The organism is Klebsiella oxytoca (genome assembly GCF_009707385.1).
GTDB lineage: Bacteria > Pseudomonadota > Gammaproteobacteria > Enterobacterales > Enterobacteriaceae > Klebsiella > Klebsiella oxytoca_C.
Window position 1 is genome coordinate 511899 of record NZ_CP046115.1, and the last position, 14574, is coordinate 526472.

The window sequence follows — 14574 nt, forward strand, 5'->3', positions numbered from 1 at the left end:
TGGCGGGGATAATTTCCGGCGGGCAGTCAACTTACCGACCGCCGGAGAAGCCTTACAGGAAAGATTTGAAGGGCAGATCCGGCTCTAGGGTAAAGCAGTCGTCGAATCCGCGTGGATAATGATATTCGAAGTTGTCTTTATCCAGCGGCCAGGTGAATTTCCCGCCGACCTGCCAGATAAAAGGCTTAAAGCCGTACTTAAGGCGATCTTTTTTCATCTCCCACAGAACGCGGATCTCCTGCGGGTCAGCCTGGAAATTGGACCAGATATCGTGGTGGAACGGGATCACCACTTGAGTATTCAGCGACTCGGCCATGCGCAGGATATCAGCGCTGGTCATTTTGTCGGTGATACCGCGCGGATTTTCGCCATAGGAACCCAGAGCCACGTCGATCTGGTGTTCGTTGCCGTGCTTCGCGTAATAGTTGGAGTAGTGCGAATCGCCGCTGTGGTACAGGTTGCCGCCCGGCGTTTTGAACAGGTAGTTCACCGCGCGCTGATCCATTCCGTCCGGCAGGACGCCTGCCGCTTTTTGATCCGCGGGTAAGGTAATTAGCGCGGTACGGTCAAAAGCGTCGAGCGCGTGGATTTCAACATCTTTGATTTTGACCACATCCCCCGGTTTCATCACGATGCAACGTTCTTTCGGCACACCCCAGCCAATCCACAGGTCGACGCAGGTCTGCGGGCCGATAAACGGTACGTCATCGGCGCAGTTTTGCATGACTGCGGCAGCCACGTTCACATCAATATGATCGTTATGATCGTGGGTAGACAGCACGGCATCGATCTGGCGAATAGCGAATGGATCGAGGACAAAAGGGGTGGTGCGCAGGTTTGGCTGGAACTTCTTCACGCCCGCCATACGCTGCATCTGGTGGCCGGTTTTCATCAGCGGGTTGCCGTGGCTTTGTTTACCGGTTCCGCACCAAAAATCGACGCAGATATTGGCTCCGCCTTCGGATTTTAGCCAGATGCCCGTGCAACCCAACCACCACATAGCAAAGGTGCCCGGCGCAACCTGCTCTTGTTCAATTTCTTCGTTAAGCCAGCTACCCCACTCTGGAAAAGTGTTCAGGATCCATGATTCGCGGGTGATGGTTTGTACTTTACTCATTTATTTTTCCCTCACATATTATCAAAATAAATCACAGTTTGATTTGTTTTGACGAATACTGGCACCGTTTGTTCAGGATTGCAATCCTGAAATTTGCCCTTCATGAGAGGAATCGCGGAGGGTAAAAAGAGGAGGATGCTGAGTTTATGAGAACGGTATGATTTTATTTTATTGATTTAAATATATTATTTTTTATCATCTAGAAATGAGAATTAATACGATGACGAATTGTGTGATTATTTGCGGCGTGCGTCACATTTAATCAAATACAATCTTGTTGTGATTATTTTTGATTATTAGAGTGATCGAAAAACAAATCCTGGGCGTAGCGTGCGTTCAGAGCATCCACCTTCTGGAGTGTGTTATGGAGATTCTCTACCACATCTTTACCGTATTCTTTAACCAGGTAATGACCAACGCCCCGCTGCTGCTGGGTATTGTGACCTGCCTTGGCTATATCCTGCTGCGCAAAAGCGCCAGCGTTATTGTTAAAGGGACGATTAAAACCATTATCGGTTTTATGCTGTTGCAGGCCGGATCCGGCATTCTGACCAGCACCTTTAAACCGGTGGTGGCGAAAATGTCGGAAGTTTACGGCATCAACGGCGCGATCTCCGATACCTACGCGTCGATGATGGCAACGATCGAACGCATGGGCGACGCCTACAGCTGGGTGGGCTATGCCGTGCTGCTGGCCCTGGCGCTGAATATCTGTTACGTCCTGCTGCGGCGCATCACCGGTATTCGCACCATCATGCTTACCGGGCACATTATGTTCCAGCAGGCAGGGCTGATTGCCGTCTCTTTTTATATCTTCGGCTACCCGATGTGGACGACCATTATCTGTACGGCGGTGCTGGTTTCGCTCTACTGGGGCATTACTTCTAACATGATGTACAAGCCAACCCAGGAAGTGACCGACGGCTGCGGCTTCTCCATCGGACACCAACAGCAGTTCGCCTCATGGATCGCTTACAAGGTCGCACCGTATCTGGGGAAAAAAGAGGAAAGCGTTGAAGAGCTTAAGCTGCCGGGCTGGCTGAATATCTTTCACGACAACATCGTCTCCACGGCGATAGTCATGACCATTTTCTTCGGCGCGATCCTGCTCTCCTTCGGCATTGATACCGTACAGGCGATGGCGGGCAATACCCACTGGACGGTGTATATCCTGCAAACGGGTTTCTCGTTCGCCGTCGCTATTTTTATTATCACCCAGGGCGTGCGCATGTTCGTCGCCGAGCTCTCTGAAGCGTTCAACGGTATTTCCCAGCGTCTGATTCCCGGTGCCGTGCTGGCTATTGACTGCGCGGCGATTTATAGCTTTGCGCCAAATGCGGTGGTCTGGGGCTTTATGTGGGGCACCATCGGCCAGCTGATCGCCGTCGGTATCCTGGTGGGCTGCGGCTCTTCCATCCTGATTATTCCGGGCTTTATCCCGATGTTCTTCTCTAACGCCACCATCGGCGTCTTTGCTAACCATTTTGGCGGCTGGCGCGCGGCGCTGAAGATTTGTCTGGTGATGGGAATGATTGAAATCTTTGGCTGCGTCTGGGCGGTGAAACTGACCGGCATGAGCGCCTGGATGGGCATGGCGGACTGGTCAATTCTGGCGCCGCCGATGATGCAGGGCTTTGCCTCCATCGGTATCGCATTTATGGCCGTCATTATCATTATCGCACTGGCTTATATGTTCTTCGCAGGGCGCGCGCTGCGTGCTGAAGAGGACGCGGAAAAACAACTGGCAGATGCTTCTGCTCAATAAGGAGTTTTGACTATGACCGTACGTATTCTGGCTGTATGTGGCAACGGGCAAGGAAGTTCCATGATTATGAAGATGAAAGTGGACCAGTTTTTGACCCAGTCAAATATCGATCACACGGTGAACAGCTGCGCGGTAGGGGAATATAAAAGCGAACTGAACGGCGCGGATATCATCATCGCCTCCACCCATATCGCCGGTGAGATTAGCGTCTCTGGCAACAAATACGTGGTTGGCGTGCGCAACATGCTCTCGCCTGCGGATTTTGGCCCAAAACTGCTGGAAGTGATTAAAGCGCACTTTCCGCAGGATGTGAAATAAGGGCGCCAAATGAAACTACGTGATTCGCTGGTGGAGAATAACTCCATCCTGTTACAGGCCGATGCCAGCACCTGGCAGGAAGCCGTCAAGCTGAGCGTCGACCTGCTGGTGAAAGCCGATGTGGTAGAGCCGCGCTACTACCAGGCCATTCTGGATGGCGTAGCTCAGCACGGCCCTTATTTTGTGATAGCTCCCGGCCTGGCGATGCCGCACGGACGTCCGGAAGAGGGCGTCAAGAAAACCGGCTTTGCGCTGGTCATGCTGAAAACGCCGCTGGTGTTCAATCATGAAGATAACGACCCGGTGGATATCCTGATCACCATGGCGGCCGTCGATGCCAATACCCATCAGGAAGTGGGCATCATGCAGATCGTCAATCTGTTTGAAGATGAAGCCAATTTCGACCGTTTACGCGCCTGCCGTACCGCGCAGGAAGTGCTGGATTTAATTGATAACGCCACGGCAGCGGCCGTTTAAAAGGAATAGCAAAATGTCATTACCAATGTTGCAGGTTGCGCTCGATAACCAATCCATGTCTTCCGCATATGAAACGACACGTCTTATAGCTGATGAAGTGGACATTATTGAAGTCGGTACCATTCTTTGCGTTGCCGAAGGCGTACGCGCCGTTCGTGACCTGAAAGCGCTCTATCCCAATAAAATCGTGCTCGCGGACGCCAAAATCGCCGATGCCGGTAAAATTCTCTCGCGCATGTGCTTTGAAGCCAATGCCGATTGGGTCACCGTCATCTGCTGTGCGGATATCAACACCACTAAAGGCGCGCTGGAAGTCGCGAAAGAGTTTAACGGCGACGTACAGATCGAACTGACCGGCTACTGGACCTGGGAGCTGGCGCAGGAGTGGCGCGAAGCAGGCATTCAGCAGGTGGTTTACCACCGCAGCCGCGATGCGCAGGCGGCAGGTGTAGCCTGGGGGGAGGCGGATATCAGCGCTATCAAACGCCTGTCGGATATGGGCTTTAAAGTCACCGTCACCGGAGGGCTGGCGCTGGAGGATCTACCGCTGTTTAAAGGAATTCCTGTTCACGTCTTTATTGCCGGTCGTAGCATTCGCGATGCGGCTTCGCCGGTAGAAGCCGCACGACAGTTTAAACGTTCTATCGCCCAGCTGTGGGGTTAAGGAGCGGCTATGCTGTCGAAAAAAATACCGCTCGGTATTTATGAAAAAGCGCTCCCGGCCGGGGAGGGCTGGCTGGAACGGCTGAGGCTGGCAAAAGAGCTTGGTTTTGATTTCGTCGAAATGTCGGTGGATGAAACCGATGCTCGCCTGGCGCGGCTTGACTGGAGCCGCGAGCAGCGTCTCGCGCTGGTCAACGCGATTGCCGAAACCGGCGTACGCGTCCCCTCTATGTGCCTGAGCGCTCACCGGCGTTTTCCGCTCGGTAGCGAAGACGACGCGGTACGGGCGCAGGGGCTGGAGATTATGCGTAAAGCGATCCAGCTGGCGCAGGACGTGGGGATTCGCGTGATCCAGCTGGCGGGTTATGACGTTTACTACCAGGAAGCGAATAACGAGACCCGCCGTCGTTTCCGCGACGGGCTAAAAGAGAGCGTCGAAATGGCGAGCCGCGCGCAGGTGACGCTGGCGATGGAAATCATGGATTACCCGCTGATGAACTCGATCAGTAAGGCCCTGGGCTACGCCCATTACCTGAATAACCCGTGGTTCCAGCTCTACCCGGATATCGGCAACCTGTCCGCATGGGATAACGATGTGCAGATGGAGCTACAGGCCGGGACGGGGCATATCGTGGCGGTGCACGTTAAAGATACCAAACCCGGCGTGTTTAAAAACGTGCCGTTCGGCGAAGGGGTCGTTGACTTTGAACGCTGTTTCGCGACGCTTAAACAAACCGGCTATTGCGGGCCATACCTGATCGAGATGTGGAACGAAACGACTGACGATCCGGCCGCTGAAGTAGCAAAAGCGCGCGATTGGGTGAAGGCGCGGATGGCCAGTGCCGGTCTGGTGGAGGCAGCATGATGCAAACGCTCAAACAGCAGGTTTTTGACGCCAATATGGATCTGCCGCGCTACGGCCTGGTCACTTTTACCTGGGGCAACGTCAGCGCTATCGACCGCGAACGCGGGCTGGTGGCGATTAAACCCAGCGGCGTCGCCTACGAGGCTATGCAGGCGAATGATATGGTGGTCGTGGATCTGGAGGGGAACGTGGTGGAAGGGCGGTATCGTCCCTCTTCCGATACCGCTACGCATCTGGCGCTGTATCGTCGCTATCCGAGCCTCGGCGGCGTGGTGCATACCCACTCGACGCATGCGACGGCCTGGGCACAGGCGGGGCTGGCCATTCCCGCGCTGGGAACGACCCATGCGGATTACTTCTTCGGCGATATTCCCTGCACCCGGGCGTTAAGCGCCGGGGAGGTTGCAGAGGCTTATGAACTGAATACCGGGAACGTGATTATCGAAACCCTGGGGGAAGTCGAGCCGCTGCATACGCCTGGTATCGTGGTGTATCAGCATGGGCCTTTTGCCTGGGGCAAAGACGCGCACGATGCGGTACATAATGCTGTAGTGATGGAAGAGGTGGCGCGGATGGCGTGGATTGCGCGCGGTATCAATCCGCAGCTGAAGCCTATCGATAGCTGGCTGATGGATAAACATTTTATGCGCAAGCATGGGCCAGATGCTTACTACGGTCAAAAGTGAAATATGCGCTCCGGAGCATTTCATCTTTATGATGAATCAACCGGTCTGCTCCGGAGCCATTTTTAGTTTTGCTGATAAGCCGATGGCATACAGCGCATGCCAATCAGGGTCAGGACGCAAATTATCGCCCCGGCGTAAAACGTCGAGGCGGCCCCTAACGTTTCCCACAGCACGCCCGCACCGGCGCTGGCCAGCAGCAGCGCGACGCCGCTCATCAGGTTGAACATCCCGAACGCTGTTCCGCGCAGTTCAGGCGGGGCGGTATGCGCCACCATCGCCGCCAGCAGACCCTGCGTCATGCCCATATGGATCCCCCATAGCGCGACGCCAGCTAAAAGCGTGCTCCAGTGGCTGCTTAACGCCAGCACGATATCAGCGGCGATCAGCACCAGCAGGCCCCACTGCAGCATTTTGCTGTGGCTCATGCTGTCCGATAATTTCCCGAACGGATAGGCGGTCAGGCTGTAGACCAGGTTCATGGCGACCATCACCAGCGGGATGGCGAACAGCGGGATCGCCATCTGCTGGGCGCGCAGCACCAGAAAGGCTTCGCTGAAGCGGGCGAGGGTAAAAATTGAGCCGATAGCCACCACCCACCAGTAGGCGGCAGAGAGTTTTTTTAGATTCTCGCGACGCAGTGGGTTGGTGCGTTTATGGGCGACTGGCGTTTTAGGCTCCTTTAGTCCAAAGCCCAATAACGCGATAGAGAGGACGGCGGGGATTGTCGCGACCCAGAAAATCGACTGGAAATCGTTATCCCAGAGAAACATCAGCGCGACGGCAAGCAGCGGCCCGAGAAAAGCGCCAATGGTATCCAGCGCCTGGCGCAGCCCGTACGCGGCCCCGCGAATCTCCGGCGGGGTAACGTCGGCGACCAGCGCATCTCTGGGCGCGCCGCGTATTCCTTTGCCAACGCGGTCGATCATCCGGGCGCTGAAGACCATGCCGGAAGTGGGGGCGATGGCGAACAGAGGCTTGCTCAGCGCGCCCAGGCCATAGCCGAGTAGCGCGAGCCCTTTGCGTTTACCCACGTAATCGCTGATGACGCCGGAAAACACTTTTAGCATCAGCGCGGTAGCTTCCGCGACGCCCTCGATAATGCCGATAATAATCACGCTAGCCCCCAGCGTGGTGGCCATAAATAAAGGGAGCAGGCTGTGGATCATTTCTGAAGAAACATCCATCAGCAGGCTAACGCCGCCAAGAACCCAAACTCCCCTTGGGATACGGCTTAGCGTGGCAAAACGCGGAACCATAAATCACTCCGGATAATCATGCAGTTAAAGAGAGATTAAATCAGGTTACGCGGGAGCTGATAAGTCATAAAGAAAAATAATTCTCAATTGCATTCAGGGATGCAGCGCGGGTTTCATACCCGAGGTCTGCAGGCGCCTGACTCTGTCAGGACATTCCCGCGCTGCCTTCCCCCGGCTAGCGGGAGAAGGCAGTGAGGAAGGAGATTAGCGGTAAATCGCGGCGCTGGCGTGAATCAGGCCGTCGCTTCCTGGTTCATGAATGAGGATTGGCTGGAAGTATTTTGCTCCCTGAGCATCGCTCTGCTGGCTCAGCGCCTGGTCGGCTTCCTGCTCGGTGGCGATGTTGTGGTTGATATAGATAACGCCAAGGCTCTGCACATCGTCCATGTTGCGGGCCTGGCGGGCATCGATTTTAATAGCAGCCAACGCGTTGGCGCTCAACAAAAATGCTGCCATTATGGTTATGAGGATGTATTTCATCATCTACGCCCCTTAGTACAATCCTGACGTTAACCCGCTCCCTGGATATGGATCACTTCTGATCTAAGTGTAATCGCAGCCTCACTGGCATATGGCGACCATTTCTGATGCAGTTGTTCAAAAAATTGTCGCTTCCGTTGTTGATTAATTTTAAATCACTGGCTTAGGGTGGCTTTGCGCTTAGTGCGAATTATTTGCACAATCCCCTTGTCTTAAACCACACCCGCACGTATTATGACGCGTCAATTTTTCAGCCGCCCTTTAACACGTTCCTTGCCTCCATGGGCCGCGGCTGACCCAGACAGGAGGCTGAATAATCCGTAAGGAGCAATTCGATGCGTCATTACGAAATCGTTTTTATGGTCCATCCTGACCAGAGCGAACAGGTTCCGGGTATGATCGAACGTTACACTGGTGCAATTACTGCAGCAGCAGGTACGATCCACCGTCTGGAAGACTGGGGCCGCCGTCAGCTGGCTTATCCGATCAACAAACTGCACAAAGCTCACTACGTTCTGCTGAACGTTGAAGCTCCGCAGGAAGCGATCGATGAGCTGGAAACTAACTTCCGCTTCAACGACGCCGTTATCCGCAGCATGGTAATGCGTACTAAGAACGCTGTTACCGAAGCATCTCCGATGGTTAAAGCGAAAGACGAGCGCCGTGAGCGTCGCGAAGATTTCGCCAACGAAACCGCAGATGATTCTGAAGCTGGGGATTCTGAAGAGTAATCCTGATGACCAATCGTCTGGAGCTGTCCGGCATTGTATGCAGGACTCCACTTCGTAAGGTCAGCCCGTCAGGAATTCCACACTGCCAGTTCGTGCTTGAGCATCGTTCAGTGCAGGAGGAAGCCGGTTTTCACCGGCAGGCGTGGTGCCAGATGCCCGTGATAATCAGCGGACACGAGAACCAGGCCATTACTCACAGTATAACGGTCGGTTGTGCAGTAATCGTTCGAGGGTTCATTTCTTGCCACAAGGCAAAGAACGGCTTGAGCAAAATGGTTCTGCATGCCGAGCAGATTGAATTGATAGATTCTGGAGACTAGCCATATGGCACGTTATTTCCGTCGTCGCAAGTTCTGCCGTTTCACCGCGGAAGGCGTTCAAGAGATCGACTATAAAGATATCGCTACGCTGAAAAACTACATCACCGAAAGCGGTAAGATTGTCCCGAGCCGTATCACCGGTACCCGTGCAAAATATCAGCGTCAGCTGGCACGCGCTATCAAACGCGCTCGCTACCTGTCCCTGCTGCCGTACACTGATCGTCATCAGTAATCGGTCACGGTCCATTAATACGACTTTGAGAGGATAAGGTAATGCAAGTTATTCTGCTTGATAAAGTAGCAAACCTGGGTAGCCTGGGTGATCAGGTTAACGTTAAAGCGGGCTACGCTCGTAACTTCCTGGTACCACAGGGTAAAGCTGTTCCTGCTACCAAGAAAAACGTTGAGTTTTTCGAAGCGCGCCGTGCTGAACTGGAAGCCAAACTGGCAGAAGTTCTGGCCGCTGCTAACGCACGTGCTGAAGCAATCAACGCACTGGGCACCGTTACCATCGCGTCTAAATCTGGCGACGAAGGTAAACTGTTCGGTTCCATCGGTACCCGCGACATCGCTGACGCTGTAACTGCAGCTGGCGTTGCCGTTGCTAAGAGCGAAGTTCGTCTGCCGAACGGCGTTCTGCGCACCACCGGTGAGCACGAAGTGGACTTCCAGGTTCACAGCGAAGTTTTCGCTAAACTGGTTGTTAACGTTGTAGCTGAGTAATTTATTACTCTGCTCACGTCGAGACGCCGGCCTTGTGCCGGCGTTTTGCTTTTCTGGATTTGCCTAATCTTTTCCTGGTTTGGTGGCTATTCCTGTCAACTTTCTGGATAATAAAATAAAACACTATTTTATTTCTGGTGAAGTGAATGGACGCACCCTCAATTTTTTCCCGCAAGAAAGTAGCTTATGCCTGCGCAACCCTCTGCTGCCTGCTATGGGGAAGCTCCTACCCGGCGATTAAAAGCGGCTATGAACTGTTTCAGATTGCCACTGATGATGTGCCGTCAAAAATTGTCTTTGCTGGCTATCGTTTCCTGTTTGCCGGAACGCTGCTGCTACTCTTCGCGCTGGCGCAGCGTAAGCCGATTGCCCGCCTGAATCCCCGTCAGTGCGGTCAGCTGGCGATACTGGGCGTCACGCAAACCTCTATCCAGTACGTTTTCTTCTACGTGGGCCTCGCGTTTACCACCGGCGTAAAGGGCTCGATTATGAACGCCACTGGAACCTTCTTTAGCGTCCTGCTGGCGCACTTTATCTATCAGAATGACAAGCTGAGCTATAACAAGGCCATCGGCTGTTTCCTCGGCTTTGCCGGCGTGATGCTGGTGAACTTTAATCATTCATTGAGCGATTTTAGCTTTGTCTGGCAGGGCGATGGCTTTGTGGTGCTGGCGGCTTTTATCCTGTCTGCGGCCACGCTGTACGGAAAACGCATTTCGCAGACGGTTGACCCAACGGTGATGACCGGCTGGCAGCTGGCGTTTGGCGGGCTGGTGCTGGTTGGTGGCGGCTACCTGAGCGGCGGTACCCTGGAAGTCCACAGCCTATCAGCTGCTCTGGTTCTGGCTTATTTAACGCTGCTCTCGTCCATCGCTTTTGCCCTGTGGAGCGTGCTGCTGAAGCATAACCGCGTAAGCATGATCGCGCCGTTCAACTTTGTCATTCCGGTAGCCGGAACCGTTCTGTCGGCTATCTTCCTCGGCGAGAACATTCTGGAGCTGAAATATGCGGTTGCGCTGGTGCTGGTATGCACCGGGATATGGTGGGTGAACAAGCCCGGGAAAGCTTCACAATCGGCCGGGTAAGCTACCCGGCAGTCTGGAAGAGCTAATCAGGCTTTAACGTACGCGAATAAAGCTGCCGTTCGACTGGCGGGTAAACAGTACCTGCTGGCCACTGCCGGTATCGATAGTCAGCCCGGTGACCACGCCGCTGGCGTTCTGGCGGATTTGCACCGTCTGTCCGGTTTGCAGTGAGCTTAGCGGCTTACCTGCACCTTCCACCTGAGCCATGGCGTAAACGTCGGTCGGCGGCAGGTTGTGGTCGCGGAACAGCTGCGCAAGGGTTTTCCCGGATTCAATACGGTAGGTTCGCCACTGCTGCTCTATACCGGGAGTCGACTGCGGCTCCTGGTACGGCTGAGAAGCGGTCTGCCGCTGCGGCTGATCCGGTTGTTCATCCTGAATCGGCTCCGGCGCGACTGGGGCCACCTGATCGGCATCGTTCACCGGCGGCGTGTTAGTGATTGGCGGCAGCGGGACGGTCTGGTTACCTGAAGTCTGCGGCTGAGACTGAGATTGCAGGTCAATATTCGCCTCGCGGCTGGCCTGGGCCGTGCTGCTGTTATCCTCTGAAGGGAGCAGAATGCCGATCACCACCAGCAGGGCCCCGGCAATGATGCCCCGGCGGTGCATCGGCGGTAGCGGGTCCATGATGCGAAAATGATCCGGGGCGTGCCAGATCTTCGCCAGGGTAGATTTCAGTTCAAAGCGCCCGGGCATGGCTTTCCTCCTGCTCCGCATATTTTTATCCTGCTCTCTCTTTAGAGTATAGATGGCTAACTTCCTGAAGGCCGAGACAAAGCTATGTTTCGTGAGGTTAACCTTATCTCTCTATTGTTTCCGTTTCCCTTAGATTTGTCATCATCCGGACGACAAAGTTTTACCGGTCGTGCTATGGCTGATATGCTTTCCTCCGGCTTTTTCCGCTTCTGTCGCGCGAAGCCGTAGAGTATGAAATTCTCACCCAACAAAGGAACAAAGATGGCAACCCCAACTTTTGACACGATCGAAGCACAGGCAAGTTACGGTATCGGCTTGCAGGTTGGACAACAGCTGAGCGAATCTGGCCTGCAGGGGCTGCTACCGGAGGCGCTGGTCGCCGGTATTGCTGACGCGCTGGAAGGTAAACAGCCGCAGGTGCCGGTAGAAGCCGTTCACCGCGCGCTGCGTGAAATCCATGAACGCGCTGACGCCGTACGTCGTGAACGTTTCCAGGAAATGGCCGCGGATGGCGAGAAATACCTGGAAGAGAACCGCGAGCGCGAAGGCGTGAACAGCACCGAGTCTGGTCTACAGTTCCGCGTTCTGACCCAGGGTGAAGGCCCGATTCCGGCGCGTACTGATCGCGTTCGCGTTCACTATACCGGTAAACTGATCGACGGCACCGTCTTCGATAGCTCCGTTGCGCGCGGCGAACCGGCTGAATTCCCGGTTACCGGAGTGATCGGCGGCTGGATTGAAGCGCTGACCCTGATGCCGGTGGGTTCCAAATGGGAGCTGACTATTCCGCACAACCTGGCCTACGGCGAGCGCGGCGCGGGCGCCTCCATCCCTCCGTTCAGTACCCTGATTTTTGAAGTTGAACTGCTGGATATTATCTAAACAGCAGGCGCTTCCTCTCCCGCACGGGGGAGGGGGCCGTTCTGATAAGTGGAAAACCCTTAAGTTGAGCTTTTACTGGAGCTTTATATTGCATATCTTCTTAATGGGTGTATTTTTGTGAGCTGTTTCGCTTAACCGGAGTGATATAACACTCACTTTAAACATAAAATTAACATTATCTCTAAATCATAGTATTCATCCCTCCGATTCTTACCTAATATCGATAAACCCCTCGTTCCGGGGTAAGGGCCAAATAGAGCCCGAACAAAACAGACAGGCACAACAGGAAAAATCATATGGTAGATCAGGTAAAAGTCGTTGCTGACGAAGAGGCTCCGACTGAACAATCGCTGCGGCGAAATCTCACTAACCGGCATATTCAGCTTATTGCTATCGGTGGTGCGATAGGCACCGGGCTGTTTATGGGGTCAGGCAAAACCATCAGCCTTGCCGGACCATCCATTATTTTTGTTTATATGATAATCGGCTTCATGCTGTTTTTCGTCATGCGTGCCATGGGTGAATTACTGCTGTCGAATCTCGAATATAAATCGTTCAGCGATTTTGCCGCCGACCTGCTGGGGCCATGGGCAGGCTATTTTACCGGCTGGACCTACTGGTTTTGCTGGGTGGTGACCGGTATGGCGGACGTGGTGGCGATCACCGCTTACGCGCAGTTCTGGTTCCCGGGACTCTCCGACTGGGTCGCCTCGCTGGCGGTCATTCTCCTGCTGCTGGGGCTTAATCTCGCCACCGTGAAGATGTTCGGCGAGATGGAGTTCTGGTTCGCGATGATCAAAATCGTCGCTATCGTAGCGCTGATCGTGGTCGGTCTGGTGATGGTGCTGATGCACTTTCAGTCGCCGACCGGGGTGGAAGCCTCGTTCGCCCATTTGTGGAATGACGGCGGCTGGTTCCCGAAAGGCATCAGCGGATTCTTTGCTGGTTTCCAGATCGCGGTTTTTGCTTTCGTAGGTATCGAACTGGTGGGCACCACGGCAGCGGAAACGAAAGATCCTGAGAAATCTCTGCCGCGGGCGATTAACTCGATTCCAATTCGTATCATTATGTTCTACGTCTTTGCGCTGATCGTGATTATGTCCGTGACGCCGTGGAGCTCTGTTGTGCCGTCAAAGAGCCCGTTCGTTGAGCTGTTTGTTCTGGTTGGGCTGCCGGCGGCGGCGAGCCTGATTAACTTCGTGGTGCTGACCTCGGCGGCCTCCTCCGCTAACAGCGGCGTGTTCTCAACCAGCCGTATGCTGTTTGGTCTGGCGCAGGACGGGCAGGCGCCGAAGATGTTCGCCAAGCTGTCGAAGCGCGCGGTGCCGGCGAAAGGCCTGACCTTCTCCTGTATGTGTCTGCTGGGCGGCGTGGTTATGCTGATGGTTAATCCAAGCGTGATCGCGGCGTTCACCATGATTACCACGGTTTCAGCGATCCTGTTTATGTTCGTCTGGACGATTATCCTGTGCTCGTATCTGGCCTATCGCAGGAAGCGTCCGCAGCTGCATGTGCAGTCGAAATATAAGATGCCGCTGGGCAAGCTGATGTGCTGGGTGTGTATGGCATTCTTCGTCTTTGTGCTGGTGCTGCTGACGCTGGAAGCCGATACCCGCGAAGCGCTGATAGTGACTCCGCTGTGGTTTGTACTGCTGGGTGCAGGCTGGCTGTTTGCCGGTAAGAAGAGCCAGGCCAAATAAAAAATCTTCGAGAGAGATTTTTAACGTTGCTGGCAACGGTCCGTCATAAAAAAGGCCACCTGGGGTGGCCAATAAGACTGACAATGTCGAGGGCGCCTGCGGGCGCCTTTTTATTTACTCTCCTGCGAGGGCACGCGGGAACAGCACGTTATTTTCGAGGCTGATGTGCTCCATCAGGTCATCAATCAGTTCGTTAATGCCGTTGTACATCGCTTTCCAGGTGGTGCAGGCTTCCGCGGGCGGCGTCACGTTATGGGTGATGTGCTTAATGACTTCCAGCAGCTCGCCCGCTTCATCATGCTCGCTTTCCATCACGCTGATAGGGCCACCGGCCTGCGTACCCATGCTCTGTTTGATCATCGGGAACAGAATCTGCTCCTCTTTCATCATATGGCTGGAAAGCTCCTGATGCAGCATAGTCAGGTATTTGGTCAGGCCTTTCGGGACGCTGGGTTTGTCAGCATGTACTCGCTCGACTTTGGTGGCCTGTAAAATCAGCTCCGGCAGCTGCTCGCGATGCCTGTCGTGGTAGCGAACGATAATGTGATCGATGATTTCCGCGTAGGGCGCAACCCGCCAGTCGCGCTCTACCGGCTCTTGCGCCAGTTTCGCCAGCTCGGCTTCAATCGCCGCGACGTCCAGCTCTTTGCGCGATGCCGCGCGTTCCAGCGTTTGCTTGCCGCCGCAGCAGTAATCCATATCGTATTTACGGAACAGCGCGGAGGCGCGCGGAATCGTCAGCGCCAGTTCGCCTAAAGGTTGGTCACGGAAAGCCATAGCAGTTACCTCGTCATCAGGAATATAAGTTGT

General features: G+C 54.4%; 18 protein-coding genes. 13 read left to right on the top strand and 5 right to left on the bottom strand.

Annotated elements, in window-relative coordinates; all coding sequences use genetic code 11:
- Positions 1–52: 52 nt before the first annotated feature.
- A complete protein-coding gene (ulaG, locus tag GJ746_RS02395; RefSeq protein WP_154678768.1) occupies positions 53–1117 on the bottom strand; it encodes an L-ascorbate 6-phosphate lactonase in 1065 nt (354 codons plus the stop codon).
- Between the two features lie 364 nt (positions 1118–1481).
- Here ulaG and ulaA point away from each other — a divergent pair, with 364 nt between their 5' ends.
- The 6 genes from ulaA to GJ746_RS02425 are packed head-to-tail and all read left to right on the top strand — an operon-like array spanning position 1482 to position 5891.
- Positions 1482–2882, top strand: a complete 1401-nt coding sequence (gene ulaA / locus GJ746_RS02400; RefSeq protein WP_154678769.1) for a PTS ascorbate transporter subunit IIC — start codon at positions 1482–1484, stop codon at positions 2880–2882.
- Positions 2883–2894: 12 nt separating this feature from the next.
- Positions 2895–3200 carry a PTS ascorbate transporter subunit IIB gene (ulaB, locus tag GJ746_RS02405; protein WP_004109091.1) on the top strand — a complete coding sequence of 102 codons (306 nt, stop codon included), beginning with the start codon at positions 2895–2897 and terminating at the stop codon, positions 3198–3200.
- A gap of 9 nt (positions 3201–3209) precedes the next feature.
- Entirely contained in the window at positions 3210–3677 is a 468-nt protein-coding gene (gene ulaC / locus GJ746_RS02410) for a PTS ascorbate transporter subunit IIA (protein ID WP_154678770.1), read from the top strand.
- Positions 3678–3690: 13 nt separating this feature from the next.
- Entirely contained in the window at positions 3691–4341 is a 651-nt protein-coding gene (locus tag GJ746_RS02415; RefSeq protein WP_154678771.1) for a 3-keto-L-gulonate-6-phosphate decarboxylase UlaD, read from the top strand.
- 9 nt (positions 4342–4350) lie between these two features.
- Positions 4351–5205 carry an L-ribulose-5-phosphate 3-epimerase gene (locus tag GJ746_RS02420; protein WP_154678772.1) on the top strand — a complete coding sequence of 285 codons (855 nt, stop codon included), beginning with the start codon at positions 4351–4353 and terminating at the stop codon, positions 5203–5205.
- Complete coding sequence (locus GJ746_RS02425) at positions 5205–5891, top strand: L-ribulose-5-phosphate 4-epimerase (protein WP_154682625.1); 687 nt, start codon at positions 5205–5207, stop codon at positions 5889–5891. The genes GJ746_RS02420 and GJ746_RS02425 overlap by 1 nt, the downstream gene beginning before the upstream one ends.
- Positions 5892–5953: 62 nt before the next feature.
- On the opposite strand, the gene GJ746_RS02430 is transcribed toward GJ746_RS02425, so the two are convergent.
- Both GJ746_RS02430 and GJ746_RS02435 read right to left on the bottom strand, forming a co-directional pair.
- Positions 5954–7147: an MFS transporter gene (locus GJ746_RS02430; RefSeq protein ID WP_154678773.1), complete on the bottom strand. Its 1194-nt coding sequence runs from the start codon at positions 7145–7147 to the stop codon at positions 5954–5956.
- A 204-nt stretch (positions 7148–7351) separates the two neighbouring features.
- Positions 7352–7627 (bottom strand): DUF1471 domain-containing protein, encoded by a 276-nt coding sequence (locus tag GJ746_RS02435; RefSeq protein ID WP_154682626.1) that lies wholly within the window; start codon positions 7625–7627, stop codon positions 7352–7354.
- A gap of 335 nt (positions 7628–7962) precedes the next feature.
- Here GJ746_RS02435 and rpsF point away from each other — a divergent pair, with 335 nt between their 5' ends.
- The 5 genes from rpsF to GJ746_RS02460 all read left to right on the top strand — a co-directional run bounded on the left by rpsF (position 7963) and on the right by GJ746_RS02460 (position 10486).
- Positions 7963–8358, top strand: coding sequence for a 30S ribosomal protein S6 (gene rpsF, locus GJ746_RS02440; RefSeq protein WP_154678774.1), 396 nt, complete (start codon positions 7963–7965; stop codon positions 8356–8358).
- Positions 8359–8363: 5 nt separating this feature from the next.
- The gene (gene priB / locus GJ746_RS02445) at positions 8364–8678 is read left to right on the top strand and encodes a primosomal replication protein N (protein WP_154678775.1); all 315 of its coding nucleotides are present in this window, start codon (positions 8364–8366) and stop codon (positions 8676–8678) included.
- A gap of 4 nt (positions 8679–8682) precedes the next feature.
- Positions 8683–8910 (top strand): 30S ribosomal protein S18, encoded by a 228-nt coding sequence (gene rpsR / locus GJ746_RS02450; protein WP_000135199.1) that lies wholly within the window; start codon positions 8683–8685, stop codon positions 8908–8910.
- A 41-nt stretch (positions 8911–8951) separates the two neighbouring features.
- Entirely contained in the window at positions 8952–9401 is a 450-nt protein-coding gene (gene rplI / locus GJ746_RS02455; RefSeq protein WP_154678776.1) for a 50S ribosomal protein L9, read from the top strand.
- 146 nt (positions 9402–9547) lie between these two features.
- A complete protein-coding gene (locus tag GJ746_RS02460) occupies positions 9548–10486 on the top strand; it encodes a DMT family transporter (protein ID WP_154678777.1) in 939 nt (312 codons plus the stop codon).
- 33 nt (positions 10487–10519) lie between these two features.
- On the opposite strand, the gene GJ746_RS02465 is transcribed toward GJ746_RS02460, so the two are convergent.
- Positions 10520–11182, bottom strand: coding sequence for a LysM-like peptidoglycan-binding domain-containing protein (locus GJ746_RS02465; RefSeq protein WP_154678778.1), 663 nt, complete (start codon positions 11180–11182; stop codon positions 10520–10522).
- 261 nt (positions 11183–11443) lie between these two features.
- Between GJ746_RS02465 and fklB the strand changes: the two genes are divergently transcribed.
- Both fklB and cycA read left to right on the top strand, forming a co-directional pair.
- Positions 11444–12064, top strand: coding sequence for an FKBP-type peptidyl-prolyl cis-trans isomerase (gene fklB, locus GJ746_RS02470; protein ID WP_004109064.1), 621 nt, complete (start codon positions 11444–11446; stop codon positions 12062–12064).
- A 296-nt stretch (positions 12065–12360) separates the two neighbouring features.
- Positions 12361–13764: a D-serine/D-alanine/glycine transporter gene (gene cycA / locus GJ746_RS02475; RefSeq protein WP_154678779.1), complete on the top strand. Its 1404-nt coding sequence runs from the start codon at positions 12361–12363 to the stop codon at positions 13762–13764.
- A gap of 114 nt (positions 13765–13878) precedes the next feature.
- Here cycA and ytfE read toward each other — a convergent pair whose 3' ends face one another.
- The gene (ytfE, locus tag GJ746_RS02480) at positions 13879–14541 is read right to left on the bottom strand and encodes an iron-sulfur cluster repair protein YtfE (RefSeq protein WP_154678780.1); all 663 of its coding nucleotides are present in this window, start codon (positions 14539–14541) and stop codon (positions 13879–13881) included.
- Positions 14542–14574 lie beyond the last annotated feature (33 nt).

Bases quoted from the DNA above. Each gene is read 5' to 3' on its own strand.
- ulaG (WP_154678768.1), bottom strand. From the start codon at position 1,117: ATGAGTAAAGTACAAACCATCACCCGCGAATCATGGATCCTGAACACT.
- ulaA (WP_154678769.1), top strand. From the start codon at position 1,482: ATGGAGATTCTCTACCACATCTTTACCGTATTCTTTAACCAGGTAATG.
- ulaB (WP_004109091.1), top strand. From the start codon at position 2,895: ATGACCGTACGTATTCTGGCTGTATGTGGCAACGGGCAAGGAAGTTCC.
- ulaC (WP_154678770.1), top strand. From the start codon at position 3,210: ATGAAACTACGTGATTCGCTGGTGGAGAATAACTCCATCCTGTTACAG.
- GJ746_RS02415 (WP_154678771.1), top strand. From the start codon at position 3,691: ATGTCATTACCAATGTTGCAGGTTGCGCTCGATAACCAATCCATGTCT.
- GJ746_RS02420 (WP_154678772.1), top strand. From the start codon at position 4,351: ATGCTGTCGAAAAAAATACCGCTCGGTATTTATGAAAAAGCGCTCCCG.
- GJ746_RS02425 (WP_154682625.1), top strand. From the start codon at position 5,205: ATGCAAACGCTCAAACAGCAGGTTTTTGACGCCAATATGGATCTGCCG.
- GJ746_RS02430 (WP_154678773.1), bottom strand. From the start codon at position 7,147: ATGGTTCCGCGTTTTGCCACGCTAAGCCGTATCCCAAGGGGAGTTTGG.
- GJ746_RS02435 (WP_154682626.1), bottom strand. From the start codon at position 7,627: ATGAAATACATCCTCATAACCATAATGGCAGCATTTTTGTTGAGCGCC.
- rpsF (WP_154678774.1), top strand. From the start codon at position 7,963: ATGCGTCATTACGAAATCGTTTTTATGGTCCATCCTGACCAGAGCGAA.
- priB (WP_154678775.1), top strand. From the start codon at position 8,364: ATGACCAATCGTCTGGAGCTGTCCGGCATTGTATGCAGGACTCCACTT.
- rpsR (WP_000135199.1), top strand. From the start codon at position 8,683: ATGGCACGTTATTTCCGTCGTCGCAAGTTCTGCCGTTTCACCGCGGAA.
- rplI (WP_154678776.1), top strand. From the start codon at position 8,952: ATGCAAGTTATTCTGCTTGATAAAGTAGCAAACCTGGGTAGCCTGGGT.
- GJ746_RS02460 (WP_154678777.1), top strand. From the start codon at position 9,548: ATGGACGCACCCTCAATTTTTTCCCGCAAGAAAGTAGCTTATGCCTGC.
- GJ746_RS02465 (WP_154678778.1), bottom strand. From the start codon at position 11,182: ATGCCCGGGCGCTTTGAACTGAAATCTACCCTGGCGAAGATCTGGCAC.
- fklB (WP_004109064.1), top strand. From the start codon at position 11,444: ATGGCAACCCCAACTTTTGACACGATCGAAGCACAGGCAAGTTACGGT.
- cycA (WP_154678779.1), top strand. From the start codon at position 12,361: ATGGTAGATCAGGTAAAAGTCGTTGCTGACGAAGAGGCTCCGACTGAA.
- ytfE (WP_154678780.1), bottom strand. From the start codon at position 14,541: ATGGCTTTCCGTGACCAACCTTTAGGCGAACTGGCGCTGACGATTCCG.